This window comes from Rhizobium tropici CIAT 899, assembly GCF_000330885.1.
Classification (GTDB): domain Bacteria; phylum Pseudomonadota; class Alphaproteobacteria; order Rhizobiales; family Rhizobiaceae; genus Rhizobium; species Rhizobium tropici.
On the sequence record NC_020062.1, the window covers coordinates 2,056,494 to 2,083,197 of the forward strand.

The window sequence follows — 26,704 nt, forward strand, 5'->3', positions numbered from 1 at the left end:
GTCATGAGATTGTTCCGGCATGAGCCGAAAGGAGACACGCCGTGGCCACTCTTCAGATCGCCGCAGACAACAATTCAGCCGCATCGCCGGGTGCTTCAACCGCCGCCGTCGCCCGACCGGCCATGAGCCCGCTGCGTATGTGGACCGCCGTGGTCGGCTCCACGCTCGGCGCCTTCATGGCTGTCCTTAATATCCAGATCGTCAATGCCTCGCTTGCTGACATCCAGGGCGCGATCGGCGCGGGCACGGACGACGGAGGCTGGATTTCGACCTCCTACCTGATCGCAGAGATCGTCGTCATTCCGCTTAGCGCATGGCTCGCTCGCGTCTTTTCGGTCCGCAACTATCTGCTGACCAATGCTGTCCTTTTCCTGCTCTTTTCAGTCGCCTGCGCCTTTGCCGCAAACCTGCAGCAGATGATCGTGCTGCGCGCCATCCAGGGCTTTTCCGGCGGCGTGCTGATTCCGATGGCCTTCACGATCATCATCACGCTGCTGCCGAAACCCAAGCAGCCGATGGGTCTTGCCCTCTTTGCCCTTTCTGCCACCTTCGCGCCGGCCATCGGCCCGACCATCGGCGGCTATCTCACCGAAAACTGGGGCTGGGAATATATCTTCTACGTCAATCTCGTGCCGGGCGTCCTGATGGTCGGCATGCTCTGGATCTCGCTCGACCCCGCGCCGATGAATCTTTCGCTGCTCGCCAAGGGCGACTGGCCCGGCATCATCACCATGGCGGTCGGCCTTGCAGCACTGCAGACCGTGCTTGAGGAAGGCAACAAGGACGACTGGTTCGGCTCGCCCTTCATCGTCCGTCTCTCCATCATCGCCGCGGTTTCATTGACGCTCTTCCTCATCATCGAGCTTCGCGCTTCTCATCCGCTCCTCAATCTGCGTCTGCTGGCGCGCCGCAATTTCGGCTTCGGCATCGTCGCCAATTTCCTGATGGGCGTCGCCCTCTACGGCTCGGTCTTCATCCTGCCGATCTATCTGACGCGCATCCAGGGCTACAATTCCGAGCAGATCGGCATGGTGCTGGCCTGGACCGGCATTCCGCAGCTGATCTTGATTCCGCTGGTCCCACGGCTGATGAAGCGCATCGACGCTCGCCTGCTGATCATCGTCGGCTTCGCGCTCTTCGCCGCCTCGAACTTCATGAACATCTACATGACGAGCAACTATGCCAGCGATCAGCTCTTCTGGCCAAATATCGTGCGTGCGGTCGGCCAGGCACTCGCCTTCACGCCGCTGACGGCGATCGCGACCGCCGGCATCGAGCAGGAAAATGCCGGATCCGCTTCGGCGCTGTTCAACATGATGCGCAATCTCGGCGGCGCTGTCGGCATTGCCGCGCTGCAGACCTTTCTTACCAAGCGCGAGCAGTTCCATTCCAATATTCTCACGAATTCCGTCTCGGTATTTGAAGAGGCCACCCGTGCTCGCGTCGCCAATCTCACCAACTATTTCATGAACCACGGGGTCAGCGACCAGGCGCTCGCCACGCACAAGGCGATCGTCGCCATCGCCGCCAGCCTTCGCAAGCAGGCCAATATCATGGCTTTCAGCGACACCTTCTATCTGCTTGGCGTCGCACTGGTCGTTGCCCTGATTGCCAGCCTGCTTCTGAAAAAAGCCGGTCAACTTTCCGGCGGCGGCGCGCACTGAGCGCCGCACCTCGAAGAGGAGGAAATAACCATGACCTTGCTGCACGACATGCCAAAAGCCGCAACAGCCGATCCCAAGACGCTCAGCGGCGGCATCAGTAACAGAGCAACACTGAGCCTCATCGAATGGCTGACGGGCGACGAATGCCATGCTCTCGATGAGGCTAGCCTCGTTGCCGGGCTTGGCCGCCGCCTGCAGGCGCTCGGCCTTCCTGTCGATCGATTGACGCTGCACTTGACGACGCTGCATCCCGAATTCATCGGCCGCACCTTCGCCTGGGCGCCCGGCGAACCGGTCGAGATCCATGATCGCGAACATGGCTCACGCCTCGCGCTTGCCAATACACCGCTCATGAAGGCACAGGAGATGCGCGAGCCGCTCGTCGTCGGTCCGGGCGAGAGCCCCTATGGGCGCTGGCAGCATATCGACATATTTTCCGGCCGGGGGCTGGTGCAGTTGATCGTGGCGCCGCTTTGCAACGCCGACGGACCGATCAGCTGCGCCGTCTTCGCCACGCGGCGGCCAGGCGGCTTCACATCCGGCGAGAAAGACCTGATCGAGCGCATGCTGCCGGCATTGCGCAACACCTGCGAACTCCGCGTCCTCAGACAATGCGAACTCAGCCTTCTCGATACCTATATCGGCCCGATGACGGCGAGCCGCATCCTTGCCGGACACATTCGTCGCGGCGAAATCGAATCGATGGAGGCAGCCCTTTTGCTGTGCGATCTGCGCGGTTTCACCGAGCTTTCCAATCGCCAGCCCGGCAGCACCGTCCTCGAACTGCTGAACGCCTATTTCGACAAGGTGATACCGGCGATTGCCCATGAAGGGGGTGAAGTACTGAAATTCATGGGCGATGCGGTTCTGGCATTCTTTCCAGGCGCCGATACGTCCGGAGCTTGCGATGCAGCGCTGACCGCAGCAAGGACAATCCTCTCCGAGCTAAGCGGTTTTGAATACAGCGGCATACCAGTCAAGGTTGGCATCGCGTTGCACTATGGCGAGGTGAGCTACGGCAATGTCGGCTCCGGCAATCGGCTGGATTTCACCTTGATCGGCCCTGATGTCAATATCGTTAGCCGCATACAGAACGTCTGCAGCGAAAGGAGCGAAGCACTCCTGATGTCCGACGCGTTTCGAGATAAGGCCGGAATCAACGATGCAATCTCCGTCGGCCGGCAGAGGCTGAAGGGCTTTGCCGAGGCGATGGAGCTGTTCACGATCGCTCATTGAAGCTGCGGACAGGGATGCAGCGCAGGGCATTATAGGGAGGCGGCTCCTCTCCCGCCGAATTTTCGCGCTTGGCATGTGTTGCATGAAATCAACAACCCTTTTTTCCGTTTCCGGATACTTCCGGAGCTGATTTACAAACAATCCGAATGTATATAGCTGTGTTGCCGGGAGCTAATTAGCTTGCGATCTGGTGGGGTGTTATTTCAGCCGCCAGCTAACGAGGTTCCAAAGGGGTGGGGATAATACCCGCGGTCTCTCGCAGATGCCTGGTGTTTGCTTCTTGTTGAAGCAATGTCGCCGGGATGGTCCGTTGTGCTCGCTCCTTGGAATATGTACGATCCGTTACAATCAGGAGTTTAAAATGAACATCAAGAGCCTTCTTCTCGGCTCCGCTGCTGCATTGGCAGCAGTTTCTGGCGCCCATGCGGCTGACGCGATCGTCGCTGCTGAGCCCGAGCCGCTGGAATACGTTCGCATCTGCGATGCCTACGGCGCAGGCTACTTCTTCATTCCGGGCACGGAAACCTGCCTCAAGGTCGGCGGCATGGTCCGTACCGAAGGCAAGTGGTACGACGCCTACAATGCCAACAGCCATAACGGCACTCTCTGGCATACCCGCGCTCAGCTGAGCCTCGATACCGCGACCGACACCGAATACGGCCCGCTGAAGACCAACACGGTCATCCGCTGGGACTGGCAGGAAGGCAACTCTACTTCCTCCAAGCTGCTGTTCGCCAACATCAGCCTCGGCGGTTTCCTCGTCGGTAAGGCTGACTCGCAGTTCAACTCCTACATCGGTTATGCCGGCGACGTCATCAACGACGACGTGATCTATGACGGTCCGTACGAACTCAACCAGTTGACCTACAACTACGACGCCGGCAACGGCTTCACGGCTGTGGTTTCGGTTGAAGACTCGAACTCCAGCGGCTCGGGCGCTGGCTACGGCGCAAGCTGGGCATCGGACGACAAGGCTAACCACTACGCTCCCGACGTCGTTGCCGGTGCTGGCTTCAAGTCCGGCGCATGGGGCTTCAAGGTCATTGGTGGTTACGACTCGATCAAGTCGGAAGGCGCCATCAAGGCTCGCGTCGATGCTGACTTCGGCGTCTTCTCGGCCTTCTTGATGGGCGGCTGGAACACCGATGGCGACAACCTGAACAAGTATGCCGGCACCAACCTGGCTCGTTCTTCTTGCCCGGCTAACGATGCATCGAAGTGCGGCTGGGGTGACTGGGCTGTTTGGGGCGGCGTTGGCGTTCCGATCAACGAAAAGCTGAAGTGGAACCTGCAGCTCGCCTACACCGACTCGAAGATCTTTGCCGCAACCACCAACGTCAAGTGGAACCCGGTCAAGAACCTGCTCATCGAGCCGGAAGTCTCCTACACCAACTTCGATTCTGTAAACCAGGATCAGTGGGCTGGTATCCTGCGCTTCCAGCGTAGCTTCTAATAGCGACCTACCTAGTCTCCTAGGGCCCAGGTACGGGAAGCCTGATGTACCCGATCCATCAGGCTTCTCATAGCAATCGGTTGACCTCCGATCAAAGCCGGAAGGATCCGGTTTCCCTCCGCCTCTTCCTTACTGCCCAGCGAACCTACGCCCTTCCCGTCGTCAGAAACGACATCAGTCCGGCGCGTAGTAGCCCGCCTGATGAGCGGCACGATCCAGCGGCTCCCGGAAATCGGGATGAGCAAGCCGGATCATCGCCTTTGCCCGCTCTGCCACCGATTTGCCCTTGAGGTTCACCCAGCCATATTCGGTAACAACGATATGGATATCGTTGCGCGACGTCGTTACAGGACCTGTGAGGGTCGGAACAATACGCGAAAGCGTTCCCTTCGCCGCCGTCGCATGACAGGCGATGATCGAGCGGCCGCCGCGTGAGCCGTAGGCGCCGCGAACGAAATCCACCTGCCCGCCCGAGCCGCTGAACTGCCTTCCGTTGACGAATTCGGAATTACACGCACCGTTGAGATCGATCTGCAGCGTCGCATTCACCGACACCATGCGGTCATTCTGAGCGATGACGAACGGATTGTTCACATAATCAACGGGATGCGCTTCGACATCGGGATTATCGTTCAGGAAGTCGTAAAGCGGCTTGTCTCCCAGCGCAAAGGTGAAGATGGTTCGCCCTAAATGTATCTGCTTGCGGCTATTGTCGACCACGCCGGCCCTGACCAGAGCGGCAAGTCCCGATGTCATCATTTCTGTATGGATGCCGAGGTGACGGTGGTGTGAAAGACCGGCGCAAACTGCGTCAGGAAGCGCACCGATGCCCATCTGCAGGCAATCACCATCATCCACAAGCCCGGCGATGATAGCACCGATCGCATCATCGACCTCCGAGCGAGGCGCGGCAGCAAGCGCCGGCAGGCTTGCGTCATTCTCGACAAGTGCCGTGACGCGCGAGACCGGGATCATGCAATTGCCCCGCAGATAGGGCATGCTGGGATTGACTTCGAGGATCAGCCGAGCGCCGGGCTTGCGGGCGACTGCCAGGGCATAATCCGTACTGGCGCCAAGGCTGAAATTCCCGTCCGCATCCATGGGCGAGACGGTAGCGATCAATGTATCCACGCCGACATGCTCGACAAGAGAGCGCGGCACCTGGCTGAAATGGCATGGTACGATTTCGGCGGCAGGCAGCATCTCCGCCATTCGCCGCTTATCCAAGGCACGATCTACCGCGCCATGAAAATAACTCATGGGAATGATGCGGTCGCGTAGGTCGAAATCGAGCACGCTGGAACCGGCGACACCCGTGCAAAGCAGGTAATAAAGCCGGACATTGTCCACCACGCCGGCCCGCGCACGCTCAGCCAATGCCGCAAGGATGGCGGGTGGCTGGCCGGCGGCGATCGGCATGGCGATCTTCGCACCGGACGGTATCAAGGCAACGGCCTCATGGGCAGAGCGCACGCGTTCGCGATATTGCATCTGATGATTAGCGGCCATCGAGTCCTCCCCTTGAATGCCACCGTCAGCACAATTTGACATCCACTGCGGGATCGTGGCCAGCCCTCCTCCGAGGCCGCCGCGAGCGCTTGCTGCAGTAGAACGCGCTTACATAAAAGCGCCGAACTCGCTGTTTGCGCAAGGCCCGAACATCGCATTCACACCGGCAAAAGTGAAACCGGCCGCAGCCTCATCGAACATAAGTTCCGAGGTGAAGGGAAGGACTATTTTCCCTCCACGCTTCGATGGATGATGGAGGTGTCAGGCCCTGACGTCGACTGTGCCCATCATGCCGAGATCTTCATGCTCGAGGATGTGGCAGTGATACATGCGTCGCCCCGGCAAATCCTGCCGCAACAGGATGCGTACCGTCTCGCCGGCGGCAACGTTCACGGTGTCTTTCCAGGCGCGGTAGGATGGCTGGGTGACTGCGCCATCCTTTTCGCGTTCGACAAGCTGGAACTGCGTCCCATGCACATGAAACGGATGGTCCATATCCGCCTGATTGACGATCTCCCATAACTCGACCTGTCCGACCTTCGAGATCTCGTCAATGCGGTTCATATCGAAACTCGCGCCGTTGATGAGGAACTTCATCTCCATGCCTTCCATGGATTCCGTCAACACAAAACGACGCGTGACTGCCGGTTCCGCGAGGCGGTCAATTGTGCGCAGCGTCGCTGGAAGCAGCGGCACGTTGGGTGCAGCCTCCTCTGAAACATTGGCGGTCAGCAGGGTGATGCCGGCCGCTTCGGGCTTGCCGGGTCCCATCCACCCGCGATCATAGTCAAGCGTGACAAGCTTTGCCGCTCCGGGCCTATCGAAGGAGATGATGAGTTCGACGCGCTCGGCAGGTGCAAGCAGCAACTCGTCGATGCCGACGGGAGCCTCAATAAGGCCGCCATCCGTTCCGATAAGCACCATGGCGGCATTCTCGAAGGCCAGCCGCAGGAAGCGCGCATTTGTCGCGTTGAAGAGACGCAGGCGACGCTTCTCCCCTTTCCTCGCGGTCAATACCGGATTTTTCTGGCCATTGACGAGTACATGATCGCCGACGCGCCCGTTCATCACATCGATCATGTTGCTTGCCGGCATGCTTCCATCTTCGGCGATCCGAAGATCGGTGAACATCAGGACCGTATCGCCATATTCGGCAGGGATCGGGTCATCCTTGGGTTTCACCAGAAAGATGCCGGCGAGACCCCGATAGACCTGCGCGGCGGTGAAGCCATGCGGATGGGGATGGAACCAATAGGATGCGGCGCTGCCTTGCGGCAGATCGAAAGCATAGAGGCGCTCGCTACCCGAGGCGATGGATTCCATGGGATTGCCATCCTGATCGGCCGGCACCGGCATTCCATGCCAATGAACCGTCGTCGGTTCATCGGGAATGCCGTTCCTGAATCTGATCTCGACCCTGTCGCCCTCACGCGCCTCGATCACCGGATTTCCGCCATTATAGAGAAGGGCCGGCGTGTCGAGCCTGTCTGCGAAGCGAACCAACCCCGGTTCGGCGGCAAGCCTTGCCTTGAATAGACCCGCTTCGCCGGCCTCGTTCATCAAACGCGGCAGCTCCCGCAAAGGCTGTCCTTCCGGCAAGACAGGCTTACCGCGGGTCATCGGCATGTCATGAGCGCCGCTTGCTCCCATATGTCCCATGTCATGCATCATCTGGGCTGCGGCCGGCCCGGAAATCGCAAGGCCCGCCAGCCCCGTCAGAAAATTACGTCGATGCATCGATTGCTTCCTCTTACTCAACGATATCCTTATAAGCGCGCTCACCACCGTGAACGCATCCGGACTGGTATCGATCCTGGCGTCCGGAGCGACAGACTGATTGCCTTGGTGGCGGATCTGGCGCAGCCGCAGGTCATGTTTTCAAGTCGCAGCACCATGAGAATTCTCATCTGTTTCGATCTGGTGGTGCTCAAAGTGGAGGTTCCAACCATGGTAAGGTCAAGTGTCCTGCAGCGGAAAATATGCTATTGACCTTCCCATGGTTGGAAGCTCCACCTTCCATCGGCAATATCAGGCAGTGCCTGTCAGGGAGAACATTCATGAATATCGGACAGGCGGCGAAAGCATCGGGCGTATCGGCCAAGATGATCCGCTATTACGAAGAAACCGGCCTTATCCCCGCGGCCGGCAGAACGGCGTCGGGCTATCGCGACTATTCGGACACCGACGTCCACATGCTGCGTTTCATCCGCCGTGCGCGCGATCTCGGCTTTGCCGTTGCCGAAATCAGCGAGCTTTTGGAACTCTGGCGCGACGAAAGCCGCCAGAGCGCCGAGGTCAAGCGCCTCGCTCAGGGTCATATCGCGGCACTGAAGAAAAAGATCGCGGACCTGCAGGATATGGAGCACACACTCACCATGCTCGTTAGCTCCTGCCAGGGCGACCATCGTCCGCATTGCCCGATCCTGCAGCGGCTCGAGACCGATCGGGAGGACGAAAATCTGTCAATCAAGCCTCGAACCGGCGCCATACCGCGGCCGCTGCAGTGATCCCTGCTCGCTGACGTCTTGGTGGCGGGTTGCCAGCGTAAAGCTTGGTGAGGATAAATTCCCCGCAGCGGCCGCTCAGGCGCCCCCGTCCAGAAATTGCCGGAGACGCGGCACGACGAAATCGAGGAAGACGCGCACGCGCTGCGGCATGCGCGCGCCGCCGAGAAAGACCGCATGGATTTGCTCCTCGTCCGGCTCGACGACATCGGCAAGCACCTCGATAAGACGGCCGGCCGCAATGTCGGCCCGTACGTGATAATCGCCCATGCGGGCAAGCCCCACACCCGCCAGCGCCATGCGCCGGACGGTTTCGCCATTATTGGCAAGCAGCGAGCTCGTCATGGCGCGATCGACGATGCGGCCACTTTCCCTGATCGGCCAGACGGGTGCAAGACGGCGGAAATTGAAGCCCAGGCAATTGTGCCGCGAGAGATCATCGACACCCAGCGGTATTCCATGGCGATCGAGGTAGCTGGGTGCCGCCACGATCTTGCGGCGGGCAATACCGATGCGGCGGGCAATCATGCCTGAAGCCGGCAAAGCCCCAACCCGAAAAGCAACGTCGGTGCGGTCGAGATAAAGATCGACGATTTCATCGGACAGCGACAGATCGACGACAACATTGGGATAGGTCCGCCAAAATTCCGGCAGGAGGGGCTCGAGGCCGAGCACCCCCAGGGCAACGGCAATATTGACCCGCACCGTGCCGCCGGTCGTCGTCGCACCCTGCGCCAGCTCCTGTTCGACCTCGTCGAGATCGTGCAGCAGGGCCTGGCTGCGCTCATAATAGATCTGGCCCTCCGGGGTCAGCGACAGCCGCCGGGTGGAACGCTCGACGAGCCGCACGCCGAGCCTGGCTTCGATGCGGGAGATCAGCTTGCTGACGGTCGAAGGCGTCATGCGCAGCAGGCGCGCCGCTTCCGAAAAGCTGCCGGCTTCCACCACACGAAGAAATACCTGCATTTCGCCTGCGCGATTGTCCATGGAGCACCAATCTTTGATTTGGTTTCACAAATAATGTGAAAACTCAGCCAATTCTCAAGCGAGAACGCGCTCTCTATTTCATAGGCGGAAGAGATTGCGCCATCAAGTCCGGTGCTCGATCCATTCACGGCGGCCAAAGCCGCCGAGGCTTTCAAAAGGAGTTTTCGATGCTTACCGTTACCGCCCATGGCGCTGCAATTCCGGCGCTCGGCTTCGGCGTCTTCCGCATGTCGGACGCAGAAGTGGAGCGCGTCATCCCGGCCGCGCTGGAGGCCGGCTTCCGTCATTTCGATACCGCACAGATCTATCAGAACGAGGCGGCACTCGGCCGGGCTCTTGCAGCCGCCGGCGCCAAGCGCGACGATCTATTCCTGACGACGAAGGTCTGGGTCGACAATTATAGTCAGGATAGGTTCGCCGCCTCGGTGGACGAGAGTCTCGACAAGCTGAAGATCGACCGCGTCGATCTTCTCCTTCTGCATTGGCCGGGCGACAAGGTGCCGGTCGCGGAGCAGATCGAAATGCTGAACGCTGTTAAGGCCGCCGGCAAAACCCGCTTCGTTGGCGTCAGCAACCAGAACATCGCTCACATGCGGGAATCGGTCAGACTTTCCAGCGCGCCGATCGTGACCAATCAGGTCGAGATCCATCCCTATCTGCCCCAGCGCGCGCTCGTTGCCGCCGCAAAGGCAAGCGGCCTTGCGATCACCGCCTACTATGGCATGGCCGACGGTGCGGTGCCGAAGAACCCGGTGCTGCAGCGGATCGGCGCCAGATATGGCAAGAGCGCCGCGCAGGTCGGTCTTCGCTGGCTGATCCAGCAAGGCCACATCGCTTTGTCCAAGACGGCCAATCCGGAGCGTGTCAAGGAAAACATCGCAATCTTCGACTTCAATCTCGACGAGGCGGATATGGCCGCCATCGCCGACCTCGCACGCCCGGATGGCCGGATCGTCAGCCCGCCCGGCCTCGCGCCCGAATGGGACGCCTAAGGAGCTTTCAACATGGACACCAAGATTTCGACGGCCCAAAAGGCCCAAACATCCTCTCACGCCCGATGGGCGCTTCTCGCTCTTGCGATCGGCGCCTTCGGCATCGGCACGACCGAGTTTTCGCCGATGGGACTTCTCCCGGTCATCGCCAAGGGGGTCGACGTCTCGATCCCGACAGCCGGCCTCCTCATCAGCGCCTATGCGATCGGCGTGATGGTCGGCGCCCCCTTCATGACGCTCGCCTTCAGCCGCTTCGGCAAGCGCACGGCGCTGATGCTGCTGATGAGTATCTTTACGATCGGAAATCTCATGTCGGCGATGGCGCCGGGCTATTTCACGCTGCTGCTCGCCCGGCTCGTCACCAGCCTTAACCATGGCGCCTTCTTCGGCCTGGGCGCGGTGGTGGCGGCAAGCGTCGTGCCGAAGGAAAAGCAGGCGAGCGCCGTTGCCGCCATGTTCATGGGGCTGACGATCGCCAATATCGGCGGCGTGCCGGCCGCAACCTGGGTCGGTCAGGCGATCGGCTGGCGCATGGCTTTTGCAGGAACGGCGCTGATCGGCATTGCCGCCATTGCAGCGCTATGGTTCGCCCTGCCGAAAGGCGAGCGCGGCGCGATGCCTGATATCAGGCGCGAACTTGCCGTACTTACTCACCCCACCGTGCTGCTCGCGATGGCGACTACCGTGATGGGCGCAGGCGCGATGTTTTCGCTATATACCTATGTCGCTCCGGCTCTCACCGAACTTACCGGCACATCCAATAGCTTCGTGACCCTCGGGTTGGTCCTCATCGGCATCGGCTTCACGATCGGCAACTGGCTTGGCGGACGGCTCGCCGACTGGTCGCTCGACGGTGCGACCAAGATCTTCCTGGCTCTGCTCGCAGCCATCATGTTCGCGTTGCCGCTGGCGATGGTCACCCACATAGGCGCCGCTATCGGTCTGCTTCTCTGGGGCGGAGCGGCATTTGCCATCGTCCCGCCCGTGCAGATGCGCGTCATGGAAGCAGCGGCAGAGGCGCCGGGTCTTGCCTCCTCCATCAATGTCGGGGCCTTCAATCTCGGCAATGCTCTGGGCGCGGCCACCGGTGCAGCCGTTATCAGCCTCGGCTTTGGCTATGCGGCGGTCGCGATTGCCGGAGGCCTGCTGGCCGCCGCTGGCTTGGTACTGGTGTTGATCGGCACGCGCAAGCCGTCGTCATTGCCGGCGAATTGCAACGCTTGATAAGCTCCAAGCGTCCAAGTCCTCGATGATGAGACCCGACCATACCGTCTGCAGGTTGATGCTATCGCCTGCAGGCGGTTTTGCGCCATCCCGGGGAATGCTTCTAGCTTTGTCCTGTCGAAGGCGCCCGTGGTCGTATAGCGCTGGCCGGTGCCGCACTTGCCGAATTAGCCGGCAGTCCTAATTTGTCTGATGAATTGAGAGCCATTGTATTGCCAGCGCAGGTTGCTTTCGGATAGACCCTTTCTATTTCTCGCGTTCAAATTCTCCGGAGCATCGAAATGCGTCTTGAACCGCAGCAGCGAATTTACGTCTGCTTTTTCCTCTTTGCGGTCTCGATGGGCGCAATGCTTTCGCGCCTTCCCGATCTGCAGGACGCCTTGCAGATCGACAAATCCGAGCTCGGCTTGACACTGATCGGCGCCGCTATCGGGGCGCTGATATCGCTCACCTTCGCCTCTCCGATCGTCGCACGTCTCGGCGCGCGCAAGACGGCATTCATCACCGTGCTCGGAACCTCCGCATCCCTGGCGCTCGTGCCCTGGATGGGCGTTGCTCCGCTTGTCTTTGCCATCCTGCTTTGCGAGGGACTGCTCGCCGGAGCGCTCGAAATCAATCTCAATGTCGAGATCGATCGCATCGAGGCGCAGCTTGGCCGGGGCGTGATGAACCGCGCCCATGGCTTCTGGAGCCTCGGCTTTTTCGTCACCGCCCTCGTATCATCGGCAATACGCCAGGCCGGCATTTCGATGCAGTTGCACCTTGCCCTGACATTCACCTTCGTCCTGATCGTGGGTTCGCTTGTCATTGCCGGCATGCGCAATGCCCCGGCCCGCCCGATGCAGGATCACCCGGAGGCCGGGCATATCGCGCTGCCGACGTTCGGCCTTCTGCCTCTCTGCGTGATCGGCATTGCCGCCTTCCTGGTCGAGGGCGCGGGCATCGACTGGTCGGCGATCTATATGCGCGACGTCTTTCATGTCGAGCCGTTCGTCGGCGGCCTCGGGCTGACGCTCTTTACCTTCTTCATGGCGCTGGCAAGGCTGTTTGCGGACCGGTTCGTCGATCACTTCGGCTCCCGCACGGTTGCACTCTCGCTGCTGCTTCTTTCAACTGCCGGTCTCTGCTCCGTCTGGGTCGCACCTCACCCCAATGTGGCGCTGCTCGGCTTTGCCCTCATGGGCGCCGGTTGCAGCGCTGTTTATCCGCTGGCGGTTTCGGCGGCCGCCCAGCGCACCGATCGTCCGGCCCATGTCAATGTTGCAGCACTTGGACAAATGTCCTTCGTCGTCTTCTTCCTGGCTCCGCCACTGCTTGGATTCGTTGCTGAGCATGCCGGTATCCGTACCGCCTACCTCGTATGCATCCCGGTCATCCTCGCCGCCCTGATGGGCATTGGGTCGCTCTCCGCACGCCGCAGCGCTTTTGCGTAAGGACACTGCTATCCCTAAAGTCGCCTGGGTCAAATCCGCCAGGATCCGTTATTCGCTGTGAGGGGGAACGCTATACGCTTCCCCCTCTTCCGCAGTCGAACGTGGGGTATCGCTCGCCTGCGTGCTTTCACCATGTCAGAAGCCTCGCCCGCTTATCGCAGCGAGCGGAATGCCGCCCTGACCTCGTTGGTGAAAATCGCCGGCTGTTCCCAGGCGGCAAAGTGGCCGCCATTCTCGGTCTTGTTGAAGTAGATCAGATTGCCGAAGGCACGCTCCGTCCACGACTTGGGTGCTTGATAGATTTCTCCCGGAAAAACACTAACCGCGACCGGCACGGAAGGGATCCTTTCAAGAGCGTTGAAATTGTTGGTATGGTCTTCCCAATAGATCTGGGCCGCCGAGGTACCCGTCTCCGTGAACCAATAGAGAGAAATGTCATCCAACATCTCGTCGCGAGTGAGAACCTTTTCCGGCTGCTTGTTGCTATAGGTCCACTCGGCGAACTTGTCGTACATCCACGCGGCCATTCCGATCGGTGAATCGACGAGCGAGTAACCGATCGTCTGCGGACGCGTAACCATCATTTGCGCGTAGGCAGCGCTGTCCCGGTAGAAAATCGCGAGCTTGTCGAAGCAAGCGCGTTCGTCCGCAGTGAGACCTGCGGGCGCCGGGGCACCTGCAGCCAAGATCGGCACGATTTCTTTTGGAACGATCGCAGGCATGTTGAGATGAATGCCCAGCAATCCCGGCACCTTTTGATGCGCCATGCGCTCGGAGATGACCGAGCCGCAATCACCGCCTTGCGAGACGAACTTCTCATATCCGAGCCGATTCATCAACGTGCCCCAGGCACGGCCGATGTGATCGGAGCCCCATCCACGGACGCTGGGTTTGCCGGAAAAACCGAAACCGGGAATCGATGGCACTACGAGATGAAAGGCGTCTTCGGCCTTGCCGCCATGGGCGGTTGGGTTTGTCAAGGGATCGATGACCTTGAGCATTTCCAGAACCGAGCCCGGCCAACCGTGGGTCATGATCAGCGGCATTGCGTTTTCGTGTGGGGAGCGCACGTGAATGAAGTGAATATCCAACCCATCGATTTCGGTCATGAACATCGGCAGAGAATTGAGCTTCTGTTCCACCTTTCGCCAATCATAGCCGTCGGCCCAATATCCAACGAGATCGCGCAGGCGTTCGAGTTGCACGCCCTGGGAGTCGTCAGCGACATTTTCCTTGAGCGGCCAGCGTGCCGTCGCAAGCCTCTGCTTCAACTCGGCAATCGCGCTGTCGGGAATATGGACCTTGAACGGCTTTACACCGTCGGGCAAGGCGTCCGATGCGGCAAAGGACAGGGCAGGCTTCAGGAGCGAGGCCGCTCCAGCGACAGCGGCTGCAGTCACAAAGGCACGTCTATTCATTGAGAAGGATAAGGGCGACATCAGAATCTCCAAATGTTTGGGAGGTTTATTGAATGCCGCGAAGTTTTGCTTTCGGCGTGTATCCCGGTTGTGTTCTCAACCCAGCCAAATTGTATCCCTCTGTGTCCAGATCGACCGAGGCTACAATGGAACACAGAATTCTGCGTTTTGGTTTTGCCAGCGGCAAAATGCACCCGAAAAATATGGAACTTGGCCGAGTAGCCAGTGAAGAGGAATTTTTGGAACGTCTTGGAGTGGGAGATGAGGCAATGCGGGCTGCCAAGCCCTGCGGCGACCCCATAGAGATGGCGCGGGCTTGCGAAGTTCCTCGGCTCGATGGCTACCTGCTCGAAGCGGCGCTCGCCTATGGGTAAAATAGGGGCGGCTATCCTGGCGGGAGGAGAAACCATGGATAGCCGGCCGGCCGCGATACGATGAGATCAGGCCGGCAAATTTCACTTAATCGCGTTGCAGCGCCTTACGGCGCATAGCGCGTAAAGACGTAATCGTGATCCCTGACGTTGCCGACATGGCAGCTGAGACAGGTTTCATGTTGCGCAACGTCGACCGGCTTGCCGTCAACGAACCGCCCGAAGCCCCAGCCGTGACTATCGGGATATTTCTTGGAATCCTTCACCATGACCTGCACCGTGGTCGGCGCTCCCGGCACCGTTGCCGGCGCGAACTCCGTCGATTGCTTGCGTTTGTAGGCCAATTTGACGAGGATCGAGCCATCGGGAAAAGGCAGGGTGCCCTTCTTATAGGCGTCGACGGCGATATCGTTGCCGAGCACGGCGCGAAGCTCGTCGAGCGGCGGAGCCTCCTGCGCCGGCGCAATGAATCTCCAGTCCCGATAGCCTTCCGGTATGGTCACGCCGTAGATCGGCGATGCATTTTCCGGCGGCGTTGCAGAACCTGCCGATTGAGACGCGGCGATGCCGACGGCAAGGCTTGAGACGGCAAATGCGCCAAGGAATGCGAGTTTCATTTTAGACTCCTGCCTGACGGATAATCCCGCAGAAGATCGCCGCGAATTGTATCCGCTAAATTTCAGGAAACGGCTCGATTGTATCGCAATGTAGCCAGGGAAACCCATTCGTGTGAGCTGCTCATCGGAAATCGGGTGGCTACCGCTCCGGTTCGGACGCTAGGCTTCAGCTTATCACGGCTTCCGAGGACCCGACATGAACACATCGATCTCCACTTCCGCACCGGCTTTCACGGAAAACTCTATAGAGGCTCGGATCGACGCCTATGATTGGCCGTCGCTCGCAAGAGAGCTTGACGGCTTCGGCTGCGCCGTCCTTCCGAAGCTTCTGGCACCCGATGAATGCGCTGCGGTCTCCGGGCTCTACTGCGAGGAACGTCATTTCCGCAGCCACATCATCATGGCACGCCACGGTTTTGGAAGAGGCGAATATCGCTATTTCAACTATCCGCTGCCGGGACTTCTCGGTGGATTGCGCACCGCGCTCTATCCTCATCTCGCCGATATCGCAAACCGGTGGAATGAACGCATGGGCATCGAGGAACGCTATCCCGATGAGCATGCCGCCTTCCTCAAGCAATGCCACGAGGCCGGTCAGAGGCGCTCGACGCCGCTGCTGCTGCAATATGTGTCGGGAGACTACAATTGCCTGCATCAGGACCTCTACGGCGAACTCGCCTTTCCGATCCAGGTGGCCATTCTGCTGTCCGAGCCTAGCCGGGATTTTATCGGCGGCGAGTTTGTCCTGACCGAGCAGCGGCCGCGCATGCAAAGCCGCGTGGAAGTCGTGCCGCTTCGACAGGGCGATGCCGTCGCCTTTGCGGTCCACAATCGGCCCGTGCGCGGAACGAAGGGAAGCTACCGCGTCAATCTCAGACACGGGGTAAGCCGCGTCCGCTCAGGCATGCGCCACACTGTCGGCATCATCTTTCACGACGCCCGCTAAGGGTGCCGTTACCCGACGAAGCCGGCGTAATTTTCTCCGGTAATTCTGTGCATGATGGCCGAGTATGCCTCGTGATTGTGATCGCCCGCCAAGACGCGCCCGAGCGACGGCTGCGCGAAAGCCGACATAGGCAGGAGGGCGAGCGGCGTCGAGACAGGTGTGAGGTGCGAACCCTGCCCGGCGCGCAATGTCGTCAGCAAGCCGAACATCTCGCCGGTAATACTGGGCCTCGACAATATCGCCATGCGATACTGCCCGGACGAATTCGTCACCAGGTAAATATGCCCCGACAGGTGCGGCACCGACACCGAACCCTGCTGTGAAAACGAGGCATCGCTGCGCTCGCGCTCCCGGAAGCTCAGGCAGGTCCGTTCTCCATCCCAGGCGATCTCGGTGCAATAGGCAAAAATCGCCTTCGCATCACCGAAGGACGGACGAAGCGTCAGGTAAGTGCCCTCCAACCAGGAAACCGAGGCGCGGGAATAGGCACCAAGCTCCTCGGGGGCATGGCCGGGCTTGTCATTGACAACGGTCGCTTGCGTTCCAGCCGGCTCCCGCAGGACGACACCCATCGCCTGCTCCAGCCGAATGAGGGTCGCGAGCGTGAAGGGCCGGTGGCCGGAAAGGGCCTTCTCCAAGGTCGAAAGGCTGATGCGGGCATCATTGGCAAGGCGTTGCCGGGAAATGCGCCGTCTGGCGATCTCCTCGCGAACTCGCGCTGCCACGGCGCTGTTCTGGCTGTCGGACAAATAGGGGTCGCCCTGGACCATTCCTTCGTTTCCTGTTTGCGTAATTTTCTTCACAATTCCACACATGGCCGTAACCGGCAAGACCGTTTGCGGCAAGATGCGGACGAAACAGGGCAAAGCTTACGCTGGCGAGAAAATAGCCTTTGTTCACAATGGCTTCAGTCATTCCACCAGCGAATAAGGAGCCTGTCATGTCAGCCTCGCCAAACTTCTCGCGCTACCAGAAGCGGCAAAACTTCCTCATCCGATTCGGCTTGTTGCTCTGGTTCAGCAATGCCATTCTGCTGCCGGTGCTTGCCGTCATTTTCGCACTGCTGCATCCCCTGGAATCGCACGCGCAACCGGCAGCCTTCGTCACGCCGAACGAAATGGGCACCGGCAGCCTTCTTCTTCAGACCAAGGACGAAGGAAAATATATCGAGGCGCCCCGCCTTGCGACCGATGTCGATCTCGACGTCAATGGGCCTACGGCACGCGCAGTCCTGACGCAAGCCTTCGAGAACACGACCGACAAGTGGGTCGAAGCCCTCTACGTATTTCCTCTTCCGGAAGACAGCGCCGTCTATTCCCTGAAGATGATCGTCGGCAACCGGGTCGTTGTCGCTGATATCAAGGAGAAGCAGGCAGCGCGCGCCATATACGAGAAAGCGCGCAGGGAAGGAAAGAAGGCCTCCCTCGTCGAACAGCAGCGCCCGAACATCTTCACCAATACGGTCGCAAACATTGGCCCGCATGAAAAGATCGTCGTTCAGATCGAATATCAGCAGTCGGTCCGCCTGGCGGACGGCCGCTTCTCCCTGCGGGTGCCGCTGGTCGTCGCGCCGCGCCACAACCCGCAGGACGCATCGCCCATCACCCAGCAAGCCGATCTTAAGGCTGGCTGGGGTCATTTCAAACAGAGCTCATCGCGTGAGGTCAGCAACCAGCCCATCTCGACGCCCCTGATGGTACCCGGCGGCGACCGCGCCAACCCTGTCACCCTCAAGGTCAATCTCAATGCCGGCTTTCCGCTCGATGACGTCAAAAGCCTCTATCACGCGGTCAAGATCGACAAAGTCAACGACGCCGGGCGCCGGATCACCCTCGACGGCGATGCGACAGCAGACCGCGACTTCGTGCTCGAATGGAGCGCCATCGCAAGCAATATGCCGAGCGTCGGTCTCTTCCGCGAGCATGTCGGTAAGGATGACTATATGCTTGCCTATGTGATGCCGCCGGCGGTGGCGACGCCGCAGAAGGCTGGTCGCGAAGTCGTCTTCGTCATTGACAATTCCGGGTCGATGGGCGGCACGTCGATCGAACAGGCAAGGGCGAGCCTCGATTACGCCCTGTCCCGGCTCGAGCCGAACGATCGCTTCAACGTCATCCGCTTCGACAACACGATGACCAAATTCTTTCCCGATTCGGTCATGGCTACGGCCGAGAATATCGCCTCGGCCCGCCGCTTCGTCACCGGCCTGGAAGCTGCCGGCGGAACGGAAATGCTGCCGCCGCTTCAAGCAGCACTCGACGACAGCCACCAGGCCAACGGATTGCGTCAGGTCGTGTTCCTGACCGACGGCGAAGTCAGCAACGAGCAGCAGCTTCTCGATGCGATCGCAAAGTCGCGTGGACGCTCCCGCATCTTCATGGTCGGCATCGGCTCGGCGCCGAACACGTACCTGATGAGCCGCGCCGCCGAACTTGCCCGTGGCAGCTTCACCCACATCGGTTCGGTCGCCGAGGTGAACGAGCGCATGCGCGCCCTCTTCGACAAGCTGGAAAATCCGGCCGTCACCGATGTCGCCGCTGCCTTTTCGGAGAAGAATGTCAGCCTGTCACCGAACCTCCTGCCCGACATCTACCATGGCGAACCGCTCGTTCTGGCGGCCCGGATGGGAAAAGCAGCCGGAACCCTGACCGTCAGCGGCAAGATCGGTGACCGTCCGTGGACGATTTCCCTGCCGCTGGATCAGGCAAGCAATGCCAAGGGTATCTCCAAGATCTGGGCACGGCGCCAGATCGACGATGCCGAGGTCAATCTCACGCTCGGCAAGATCACACAGGCCGATGCCGACAAGCGTATCCTGCAATTGGCTCTCGACCATCATCTGGTCACGCGTCTGACCAGTCTCGTCGCCGTCGATACCAAGCGTCTGCGGCCGACAAACGCGCCGCTGACACAGGCCGACATTCCATTGCAGCTTCCCGCGGGCTGGGATTACAACAAGCTCCTCGGCATCGATGCAACGCGGGATGCGAAAGCCGACACCAGGCATCTGCAGGCGGCCGACAAGTCGCGGGGTGTCGATGACGATGCTGAGCTCGAGCCAATCTCCGCACCGGCTCAGGCCAGCGTTCCGCTGCCGCAGACGGCAACACCGGGAATGCTTCTCATTCTCCAGGGATTGCTTGCTCTTCTGTGTGGGGCTTCGCTGCTGTTCCTGGCATCGCGAAGGAGCCGGGCATGATCGCCGCCACTCGCCTCCAAACCATGGGGAGCGCGCCAGCGCGCTCCCTTCTGACTTTTGCGGCCGGCATTCTCATCGCCGCCGGTCTCTTCCTCGCCGCACAAGGAGGATGGATCTACGCCAAGGCGGCTTTGGCGCAAGTCCTGCTGGAACGTGCCTTTGCCGACAGCGTGATATCAGGCGCACCGGTCAAGCCATGGAGCTGGGCCGACACATGGCCGGTGGCGCGTATTGAAGTTCCACGCCTTGGCGTTTCCGCTATCGCTCTGAAGGGTGCAAGCGGCCAGGCGCTTGCCTTCGGCCCCGGCCATCTCGACAACACCCCGCAGGCAGGCGAAGAGGGTACAGCGGTCTATGCGGCACACCGGGATACCCATTTTACTTTCCTGAAAGATATTCATGTGAACGACCGTATCCGCATCACACGTCGCGACGGCCGGACTTTCATTTTCCGCGTGAGCCGCATGGCCGTTGCCCGCTGGGACGAGGCTGAAATCGACCCCGATGCGCGCGGCGTCCATCTCGTGCTGGCGACATGCTTTCCCTTCGACGCCGTTACCTCTGGGCCGCTTCGCTATCTGGTCTATGCCGATCTCGAAGAAACGATGGCGAAATAGACCACGGCCAGCCATATGGAAATCCACCCCTACCCGCCGTTGCGGGTAGACTCTTCCGAGTAGCGCGCGTCCATGGGTGCGAGACCGTTGGCGTTGGGTTGTGTCAGGATACTATAAAGCTCGGGGCGGCGGCCTCTTATCCAGCGCTGCCCCGTACATTTGTCGAGCAGGGCCAGATCGATTTCAGCGCTTACCCTCGCATCGGCGGCCGCCCAGGTTTCGGCCAGGATACGCCCATAGGGATCGAGGATCATGGCATTGCCGGTGCGCACCTCGTCTTCATCCTGTCCGACGCCATTGCTGAAGACGAGGAACATTCCATTGTCGTGGGCGCGCGACGGCAGCCAGCGCATGAACCACTCCCGGCCGTTCGGACCTCGAAATTCAGCCTCGATCGCCTCGGGGTCTTCGTGGCGATTGATCCATTTTTCGACCGGTATCCGCTTCAGCCCGTGCGGACTAACCGAATGGCCGCCGCCGGCCTGATGCGGCGCGATCAGCAATTCGGCACCAAGCAGCGCCGTGGCGCGCGCGTTCTCGATCAGATTATTGTCCCAGCAGATCAGGATGCCGGCACGAATTCCCCAAGGTGTGTCGAAGACCGTGAAGGCATCGCCGCTGGAAATAAGGCGATGCTCCCAGGCGTGCAATTTGCGATGGCAATGGATGTGTCCATCGGGCATGCAGACCACGTAACTATTATAAAGCTTTCCGTTTTCACCCAACTCGAGGAAGCCAGCGCCGATCGCAATGCCCTTCACCCGCGCCAAGGCTGCGACTCGCGTGATCGAGGGACCAGAGAGCGGCTCCGCCAGCGCCTGCAGCGCGGGGCCATCGAGCTTGGGAACATGCCAATATCCGCAGATGCACATTTCGGGAAAGACGACGAGCTGATTATCAGCCTGAACGGCTTCTTCCGTGAAATGCTCTATACGCGAGAGATTGTAGGCCTTGTCATTGGCCCGATGTTGAAACTGCACGGATGAAATTTTGAGCGTCATGTCGATTGCTCCTTTCGTCATGAGCCCATTTGACCACGCGCCATCTCTTTCGTAAAATGACTTTATCGATTAAAATTATTCCTGGACAGAATGGAAATAAAGCTCCTCCGATCCTTCATTCAATTGATCGACAGCGGCCACTACGGCAAGGCTTCGGCAAAATTGTTCGTCACCCAGTCGACCCTGACCAAGCAGATTCAGGCTTTGGAAGCTGCAATGGGCGGAGCGCTGTTCGAGCGCGGCCGCCATGGCGCCAAACTGACGCCTCTCGGAGAACTTCTGCAGCGCGAAGCACGCCCGCTTCTTCAATTGAACGACGATGTCGACCGGAAGATGCATCGCGCCATGGCCGGCCTTACCGGATATCTCGACATCGGATTTGGAATATCGACACTTGCCGTCGCACCACGGCTGATCGCCGGTTTTCGTGCGGCGACGCCGGATTGCAGTATCACGCTCAACGACTTGCCATCGCGGGAACAGCATCAGCGCCTGGTCGACGGCCGGCTCGATATCGGTTTCTGCCGGGCACCGGAGGACGATAGCGGCTTGGCTTTCATGCCCGTCGTCGAAGAGTATCTAGCCTTGGCGCTTCCAAGTGGGGTGACCATGCCGGCCCAAGATCGACTGTCGGAGCTGAATGAACTCGGATTTGTCGCACTTTCGCCGTCGCGCGGACCTGGATTGGACGACCAGATCAGGCGCTGGTGCTCGCTTGCCGGTTTCGAGCCTCGCATTGCCCAATATGCCGACGACATACTGACCGTGCACGCCATCGTTTCTGCCGGCCTGGGCGCGGCATTCCTGCCTTGGCGTGGCGTGCGGGCATTGGCGGGGTCCATCCGCACGCAATCTCTCTCAGGACCGGAATCAAAATGGCCGGTAGGAATCTGCTGGCATCGCAAACATACGAGCCCCCTGTTAGCCGGCTTTGTAGATCATGTAACGAAGAATCTGGAATTCGACCACCCGGCCTCCGAGTGGCAATCGAGATAAAGGCCTGGCTTGCATCGGCATTCTGCGATGCAAGCGATCACTCTCGTTGCGGCAATGGGGTTATGCATCCAACCCCTTTGTCCGAAAGACGCTAAACGTGAGACTGCCCGACCTCGTCGTCGGACGGTTCAAGCGCCCTGATGCTCAAAACGAACCATGCAGCCAAAGCATTGTCGGCATACCCAGCACCGCCACTGCAATCATCGCCGAAACTGCCATCTTGATCGCTTTGATGCGCCGTGTCCTGACGCCGCTCCAATCATAGCTCAAAATTACTAACCCTCACAAATCATTAATGATTCGCAAACTAGGGCCGATCCAACTTTCGACAAGGGAAGGCGGTGATTCGTCCACAGCGGATATTTTCAATGTCCGTTACGTGAAACTTGTCCAGCCTTTATCCATGGCAGGCGGACAACTGCCGGGGGTAACAAAAGACGGCAGAGCCTGATCCGCTCAACGCTCCAGGCATGCCGAACGGCTATATGCTCGCTGCCTGCACTTGTGCCATGATCACTGAAAGGGAAAGCTGGAGATCCCGCGTGAGAGCATCCGCACGAAGCCGACTCACACAGCCCCATTCGGTGATTCCCGTCGTCGAAATCGTTACAATCTTAGCCGGATAGAGATCGGCAGATCGGCGGCAACGACATTATGCAATCGAAAGTGTAAGCCTTCACCCGCAGCTATTTTCAGCGGGTGGCTACAGAAAGTGTAGGAAAGACAGCGCGTTAAACGGCCCGGCCAAAGTCCTAGCTGTCACACGCTGACCGTTCATTATCCGTTAATCTCTGGACGGCCTGACAGAATCGTGTTCTACCTTCTGGCGGGCAAATGTCGGCAAACCGGCGACAGGCCGCCAAGAGGGATAAATGGCGATAGCGAACCGCACGGAGACAATAGCTCCTTCAAAGGAAAATGCAGCCAGCAAAATCGCGCGGCACGCAACTGTACTGTCTGGTCAGCTCCAGCAGCTCAGAACGCGTATGTATCCGCCGAAATCCGAGAAGATGCTACGCCAGTTCCTGACCAATGAAGTGTCAAAGCTCACGTCCATCCCGGATTCGACATTGAAGCTGATGTCGAGCGAAGGCCGCGGTCCCGTTCCCAGCCGGTTGGAGAACAATCACCGGGTCTATACGCTTGCCCAGATCAACGAATTGCGGGAACTGTTTGCCAAGCAGAAGCCTGCAGAAGCGCTTCGCTTCCTGCCTCGGCGCCGACCGGGCGAACATCTGCAGGTCATGGCGATTGCCAACTTCAAGGGTGGCAGCGCCAAGACGACGACTTGCGTTCATCTTGCACATTATCTCGCGCTGCATGGCTATCGCGTGCTTGCCCTCGATCTAGATCCGCAGGCATCGCTTTCGGCCATGTTTGGCGCGCAGCCGGAAATCGATGTCGGCGCCAACGAAACCATCTACGCGGCGCTTCGATATGAGGCGGCCGAAAGGCGTCCCATCCGCGAGATCATTCGCAAAACCTATTTCGACGGCATTGACCTTATTCCAGGCAACCTGGAGGTCATGGAGTATGAGCACGAGACCCCTCGCGTCCTGGCTCAAAAATCCGGCTCCGGCGTGATCTTTTTCGAGCGCCTCAAGCTAGCGCTGGCCGAAGTCGAAAACGATTACGACATCGTCATCCTCGACACGCCGCCGTCGCTCGGATTTCTGACCCTCAGCGCTATTTATGCCGCAACGAGCATGATCATCACGGTACATCCGGCCATGCTGGACGTGGCATCGATGAGCCAATTCCTGCTCATGATGGGCGACCTGATCAGCGTGCTCAACGAAAGCGGCGCGCAGCTCGATCATGATTTCATCCGCTATCTGGTAACGCGTCACGATCCGAACGATGCGCCGCAGTCCCAGGTCGTTGCGATGTTGCGCCATCTCTTTGGCACCGATGTCTTGTTGCCCACGGCGATTGAGAGCACCGCGGTTGAGGCTGCCGGACTTGCAAAGCGCTCCCTCTACGAGTTGGAAATGGGGCAGATCGGCCGAGATACGCACAAGCGCGCGCGTGAGGCGGTCGATGCCGTCAACGAAGCGATCGTGCAACTCATCGATGGAAGTTGGGGACGTGGATGAGCAAAAGCCCGAGAAAATCCATCGTCGCCAGCTTCGGTCTGCTCTCAGCGGAGTTGGAAAGTAGCGAAAACAAAACGGATTCATCGCCGCCGGCCCCTGCCCCCGTGCAAACCGGCCGTGTCGGTGCCGGCGTGATCGGAGCCGCGCATCGGGCGATCGGCGACATACGCGCCGAGCGTGACCGATTGCGTGCCATTGTCGAATCCGGCGAAGGCTGGATACAGGACCTCGATCCCCAAGTGATCGATGCTTCTCCTTATCCGGATCGCCTGCCTGACGATGATCCTCAGGATTTCGAGAGGTTCAAGCGCTCCATCGAGGAGGAAGGCCAAAAGGTTCCGATCCAGGTTCGACGGCACCCCTCTTCAGGCGATCGGTATCAGGTTGTCTATGGTCATCGCAGGTGGCGGGCCGCCCTGGAGCTCGGCCGCACCGTCCGAGCTATAGAAGTCGAGATTTCCGATCTCGATCTGGTTCTGGCCCAAGGTATTGAAAATGCCAGCCGTCAGGACCTGACATGGATCGAACGCGCCTTGTTTGCCTCGCGCATGGATGATGCGGGCATCAAGGCGCGCCACATCTATGCGGCCCTCTCGATCGAGGATGCGGAACTTGCACGAATGCGGAGCGTCTATCGCGCAATTCCAGCGGATATCATTGAGGCAATTGGTAGGGCTCCGAAGATTGGTCGGCCGCGCTGGCTGGATTTGGCGAAGGCGATATCCGCAGCCCCGAATGCTCTTGATGTGGTGCGCGCCGCTCTCTTGGATGCAAATAAGGACAACGAAACCTCGGACCAGCGCTTTCAGGTGGCGCTGAAGGCAATCAAGCCTCCGTCTGAGCCGCGCAACACGCAAATTGCGATTTCCGATACATCCGGAACCAAGTTGGGTGTGTTCGTGACCTCCCCTCGGGAGGTTCGAATCTCTGCCGAGGGCAAACTGGGTACGGAATTCGTGAGATTTATCGAGGAAGAGCTGCCCGATCTTGTTGAGCGCTTCACTCGTTTCAGAGACAACCGCAACCCCTGACAGCTGTCAGGGTTTTCTGATTGGAAAGGAAACTCGCAAAAGAAAAAAGGCCCCCAAACGTTGCCGTCGTGGAAGCCTTCTCTTCAATGTAGCAACTGAAGAATCGCATTTCCCCGAATCACAGTCAAGAGTCTTTGGCACCGTTTTTGGTGATCGTATTTCTTTTGCCTCTTGAAGGTGAAGAAAATGCAGAACGGAAGTGTGACGACGCCCTTTGGGCGGCGGCCGATGACGCTTGCCTTAGTGAGACGGCAGGTCGCCACGTCCGCTATCGAACCCAACAAGACGGCCGATAAATGGAAAGTCTTTCGAGACATATCCGAAGCACGGGAAAAGCTCGGTCTGCAGGATCGCAGCTTGGCGGTGCTCGACGCCTTGCTGAGTTTTTACCCCGACAATGAGCTTCGTCAGGACGCCAAGCTCATCGTCTTTCCCTCCAATACGCAATTGACCTTGCGAGCCCATGGCATTGCAGGCGCCACGCTTCGCAGGCATCTGGCATTTCTCGTCGAGGCTGGCCTAATCGTCCGCAAGGATAGCGCCAACGGCAAGCGCTATGCGAGAAAAGGCCGAACGGGCGAGATCGAAAACGCATTCGGCTTCGATATCTCACCGTTGTTATTGCGCGCCGAAGAACTTGCAATCATGGCTCAACAGGTCGTGGCAGATCGGATCGCTTTTCGGCGGGCCAAGGAGAGCCTGACAATTTGCCGGCGCGACGTCCGTAAACTGATTGCGGCGGCTATCACGGAAGGCGTCGAGGGCGACTGGCCTCGGATCGAAGAAACCTATAGCGCCCTCCTCGCCCGCATTCCTCGCTCCCCGACCATGTCTGAGGTCACCTCTACTCTCAGTGATATGGAGCTACTGCGTGGCGAAATCATCAACCTGCTGGAAAAACAGCAGAAAATTGAAAATTATAGCACCAATGATGCCCATAGTGAGCGCCACATAAAGAATTCGAATCCCGAATCCTTCAATGAACTTGAACCGGACTTTCGAACAAAGTTGGAAGCAATATCTCGGAAGACGGACGAGCGACAAAAAGAGCCGATGCGCATCTTCCCGCTAGCTCTCGTGCTGAAGGCATGCCCCGAAATTAGCTCTTATGGCCCTGCAGGCGTGATCAGCAATTGGCGAGATCTCATGTCTGCAGCCATCGTGGTACGATCGATGCTCGGTGTCACGCCCTCGGCCTATCAACAGGCTTGCGAGACAATGGGGCCGGAAAATGCCGCCGTGACGATGGCCTGCATTCTCGAGCGATCAGGGCATATCAACTCAGCCGGTGCTTATCTACGCGATCTTGCAGGCAAGGCGAAACGCGGCGAATTTTCACTTGGTCCGATACTTATGGCATTGCTTCGCACAAACGCGGAGTACGGCGATATCGTGTTAGAAGTTTCATGA

22 protein-coding genes are annotated in these 26,704 nt (G+C 59.2%); 15 read left to right on the forward strand and 7 right to left on the reverse strand.

All coding sequences use genetic code 11. The features are described from left to right. The first annotated feature begins 41 nt into the window (after positions 1 to 41). The 3 genes from RTCIAT899_RS31510 to RTCIAT899_RS31520 all read left to right on the forward strand — a co-directional run bounded on the left by RTCIAT899_RS31510 (position 42) and on the right by RTCIAT899_RS31520 (position 4,353). Positions 42 to 1,664, forward strand: coding sequence for an MDR family MFS transporter (locus RTCIAT899_RS31510; protein ID WP_015343904.1), 1,623 nt, complete (start codon positions 42 to 44; stop codon positions 1,662 to 1,664). Between the two features lie 48 nt (positions 1,665 to 1,712). Continuing rightward, positions 1,713 to 2,900 (forward strand): adenylate/guanylate cyclase domain-containing protein, encoded by a 1,188-nt coding sequence (locus RTCIAT899_RS31515; RefSeq protein ID WP_051043421.1) that lies wholly within the window; start codon positions 1,713 to 1,715, stop codon positions 2,898 to 2,900. A 361-nt stretch (positions 2,901 to 3,261) separates the two neighbouring features. After that, a complete protein-coding gene (locus tag RTCIAT899_RS31520) occupies positions 3,262 to 4,353 on the forward strand; it encodes a porin (RefSeq protein WP_015343906.1) in 1,092 nt (363 codons plus the stop codon). 174 nt (positions 4,354 to 4,527) lie between these two features. Here RTCIAT899_RS31520 and RTCIAT899_RS31525 read toward each other — a convergent pair whose 3' ends face one another. Both RTCIAT899_RS31525 and RTCIAT899_RS31530 read right to left on the reverse strand, forming a co-directional pair. Further along, positions 4,528 to 5,862 (reverse strand): acetyl-CoA hydrolase/transferase family protein, encoded by a 1,335-nt coding sequence (locus RTCIAT899_RS31525; protein ID WP_015343907.1) that lies wholly within the window; start codon positions 5,860 to 5,862, stop codon positions 4,528 to 4,530. A gap of 261 nt (positions 5,863 to 6,123) precedes the next feature. Continuing rightward, positions 6,124 to 7,599 (reverse strand): multicopper oxidase family protein, encoded by a 1,476-nt coding sequence (locus tag RTCIAT899_RS31530; RefSeq protein WP_015343908.1) that lies wholly within the window; start codon positions 7,597 to 7,599, stop codon positions 6,124 to 6,126. A 320-nt stretch (positions 7,600 to 7,919) separates the two neighbouring features. Between RTCIAT899_RS31530 and cueR the strand changes: the two genes are divergently transcribed. After that, positions 7,920 to 8,369 carry a Cu(I)-responsive transcriptional regulator gene (gene cueR, locus RTCIAT899_RS31535; protein WP_015343909.1) on the forward strand — a complete coding sequence of 150 codons (450 nt, stop codon included), beginning with the start codon at positions 7,920 to 7,922 and terminating at the stop codon, positions 8,367 to 8,369. A 75-nt stretch (positions 8,370 to 8,444) separates the two neighbouring features. On the opposite strand, the gene RTCIAT899_RS31540 is transcribed toward cueR, so the two are convergent. Further along, positions 8,445 to 9,353, reverse strand: a complete 909-nt coding sequence (locus tag RTCIAT899_RS31540) for a LysR family transcriptional regulator (RefSeq protein ID WP_015343910.1) — start codon at positions 9,351 to 9,353, stop codon at positions 8,445 to 8,447. 167 nt (positions 9,354 to 9,520) lie between these two features. On the opposite strand from RTCIAT899_RS31540, the gene RTCIAT899_RS31545 reads away from it, so the two are divergent. The 3 genes from RTCIAT899_RS31545 (at position 9,521) to RTCIAT899_RS31555 (ending at position 13,002) form a co-directional block, all read left to right on the forward strand. After that, on the forward strand, positions 9,521 to 10,345 hold the full coding sequence (locus tag RTCIAT899_RS31545; protein WP_015343911.1) for an aldo/keto reductase: 825 nt from the start codon (positions 9,521 to 9,523) through the stop codon (positions 10,343 to 10,345). A gap of 12 nt (positions 10,346 to 10,357) precedes the next feature. Beyond that, entirely contained in the window at positions 10,358 to 11,569 is a 1,212-nt protein-coding gene (locus RTCIAT899_RS31550) for an MFS transporter (protein ID WP_015343912.1), read from the forward strand. Between the two features lie 281 nt (positions 11,570 to 11,850). Continuing rightward, positions 11,851 to 13,002 carry an MFS transporter gene (locus RTCIAT899_RS31555; RefSeq protein WP_015343913.1) on the forward strand — a complete coding sequence of 384 codons (1,152 nt, stop codon included), beginning with the start codon at positions 11,851 to 11,853 and terminating at the stop codon, positions 13,000 to 13,002. A 152-nt stretch (positions 13,003 to 13,154) separates the two neighbouring features. Here the strand turns inward: RTCIAT899_RS31555 and RTCIAT899_RS31560 are convergent, their stop codons facing one another. After that, the gene (locus RTCIAT899_RS31560) at positions 13,155 to 14,441 is read right to left on the reverse strand and encodes an epoxide hydrolase family protein (RefSeq protein ID WP_015343914.1); all 1,287 of its coding nucleotides are present in this window, start codon (positions 14,439 to 14,441) and stop codon (positions 13,155 to 13,157) included. A gap of 125 nt (positions 14,442 to 14,566) precedes the next feature. Between RTCIAT899_RS31560 and RTCIAT899_RS31565 the strand changes: the two genes are divergently transcribed. Continuing rightward, positions 14,567 to 14,794, forward strand: a complete 228-nt coding sequence (locus tag RTCIAT899_RS31565; RefSeq protein ID WP_041678294.1) for a hypothetical protein — start codon at positions 14,567 to 14,569, stop codon at positions 14,792 to 14,794. 104 nt (positions 14,795 to 14,898) lie between these two features. Here RTCIAT899_RS31565 and RTCIAT899_RS31570 read toward each other — a convergent pair whose 3' ends face one another. Next, positions 14,899 to 15,408 carry a cytochrome P460 family protein gene (locus tag RTCIAT899_RS31570; RefSeq protein ID WP_015343915.1) on the reverse strand — a complete coding sequence of 170 codons (510 nt, stop codon included), beginning with the start codon at positions 15,406 to 15,408 and terminating at the stop codon, positions 14,899 to 14,901. A gap of 196 nt (positions 15,409 to 15,604) precedes the next feature. On the opposite strand from RTCIAT899_RS31570, the gene RTCIAT899_RS31575 reads away from it, so the two are divergent. Next, positions 15,605 to 16,354, forward strand: coding sequence for a 2OG-Fe(II) oxygenase (locus RTCIAT899_RS31575; RefSeq protein WP_015343916.1), 750 nt, complete (start codon positions 15,605 to 15,607; stop codon positions 16,352 to 16,354). A gap of 8 nt (positions 16,355 to 16,362) precedes the next feature. Here RTCIAT899_RS31575 and RTCIAT899_RS31580 read toward each other — a convergent pair whose 3' ends face one another. Continuing rightward, a complete protein-coding gene (locus RTCIAT899_RS31580; protein WP_015343917.1) occupies positions 16,363 to 17,124 on the reverse strand; it encodes a helix-turn-helix domain-containing protein in 762 nt (253 codons plus the stop codon). A 170-nt stretch (positions 17,125 to 17,294) separates the two neighbouring features. Here RTCIAT899_RS31580 and RTCIAT899_RS31585 point away from each other — a divergent pair, with 170 nt between their 5' ends. Both RTCIAT899_RS31585 and RTCIAT899_RS31590 read left to right on the forward strand, forming a co-directional pair. Further along, the gene (locus RTCIAT899_RS31585) at positions 17,295 to 19,553 is read left to right on the forward strand and encodes a marine proteobacterial sortase target protein (protein WP_015343918.1); all 2,259 of its coding nucleotides are present in this window, start codon (positions 17,295 to 17,297) and stop codon (positions 19,551 to 19,553) included. After that, a complete protein-coding gene (locus RTCIAT899_RS31590; RefSeq protein ID WP_015343919.1) occupies positions 19,550 to 20,170 on the forward strand; it encodes a class GN sortase in 621 nt (206 codons plus the stop codon). The genes RTCIAT899_RS31585 and RTCIAT899_RS31590 overlap by 4 nt, the downstream gene beginning before the upstream one ends. A gap of 29 nt (positions 20,171 to 20,199) precedes the next feature. Here RTCIAT899_RS31590 and RTCIAT899_RS31595 read toward each other — a convergent pair whose 3' ends face one another. Continuing rightward, positions 20,200 to 21,171 (reverse strand): nitrilase family protein, encoded by a 972-nt coding sequence (locus RTCIAT899_RS31595; RefSeq protein ID WP_015343920.1) that lies wholly within the window; start codon positions 21,169 to 21,171, stop codon positions 20,200 to 20,202. 90 nt (positions 21,172 to 21,261) lie between these two features. Between RTCIAT899_RS31595 and RTCIAT899_RS31600 the strand changes: the two genes are divergently transcribed. From RTCIAT899_RS31600 to repC, 4 genes are all read left to right on the forward strand, one after another. Next, positions 21,262 to 22,167, forward strand: a complete 906-nt coding sequence (locus tag RTCIAT899_RS31600; protein ID WP_015343921.1) for a LysR family transcriptional regulator — start codon at positions 21,262 to 21,264, stop codon at positions 22,165 to 22,167. A gap of 872 nt (positions 22,168 to 23,039) precedes the next feature. Beyond that, entirely contained in the window at positions 23,040 to 24,263 is a 1,224-nt protein-coding gene (repA, locus tag RTCIAT899_RS31605) for a plasmid partitioning protein RepA (RefSeq protein WP_041678295.1), read from the forward strand. Then, the gene (gene repB, locus RTCIAT899_RS31610; RefSeq protein ID WP_015343924.1) at positions 24,260 to 25,294 is read left to right on the forward strand and encodes a plasmid partitioning protein RepB; all 1,035 of its coding nucleotides are present in this window, start codon (positions 24,260 to 24,262) and stop codon (positions 25,292 to 25,294) included. Before repA ends, repB begins: the two co-directional genes overlap by 4 nt. Before the next feature lie 186 nt (positions 25,295 to 25,480). Beyond that, complete coding sequence (gene repC, locus RTCIAT899_RS31615) at positions 25,481 to 26,704, forward strand: plasmid replication protein RepC (RefSeq protein WP_015343925.1); 1,224 nt, start codon at positions 25,481 to 25,483, stop codon at positions 26,702 to 26,704.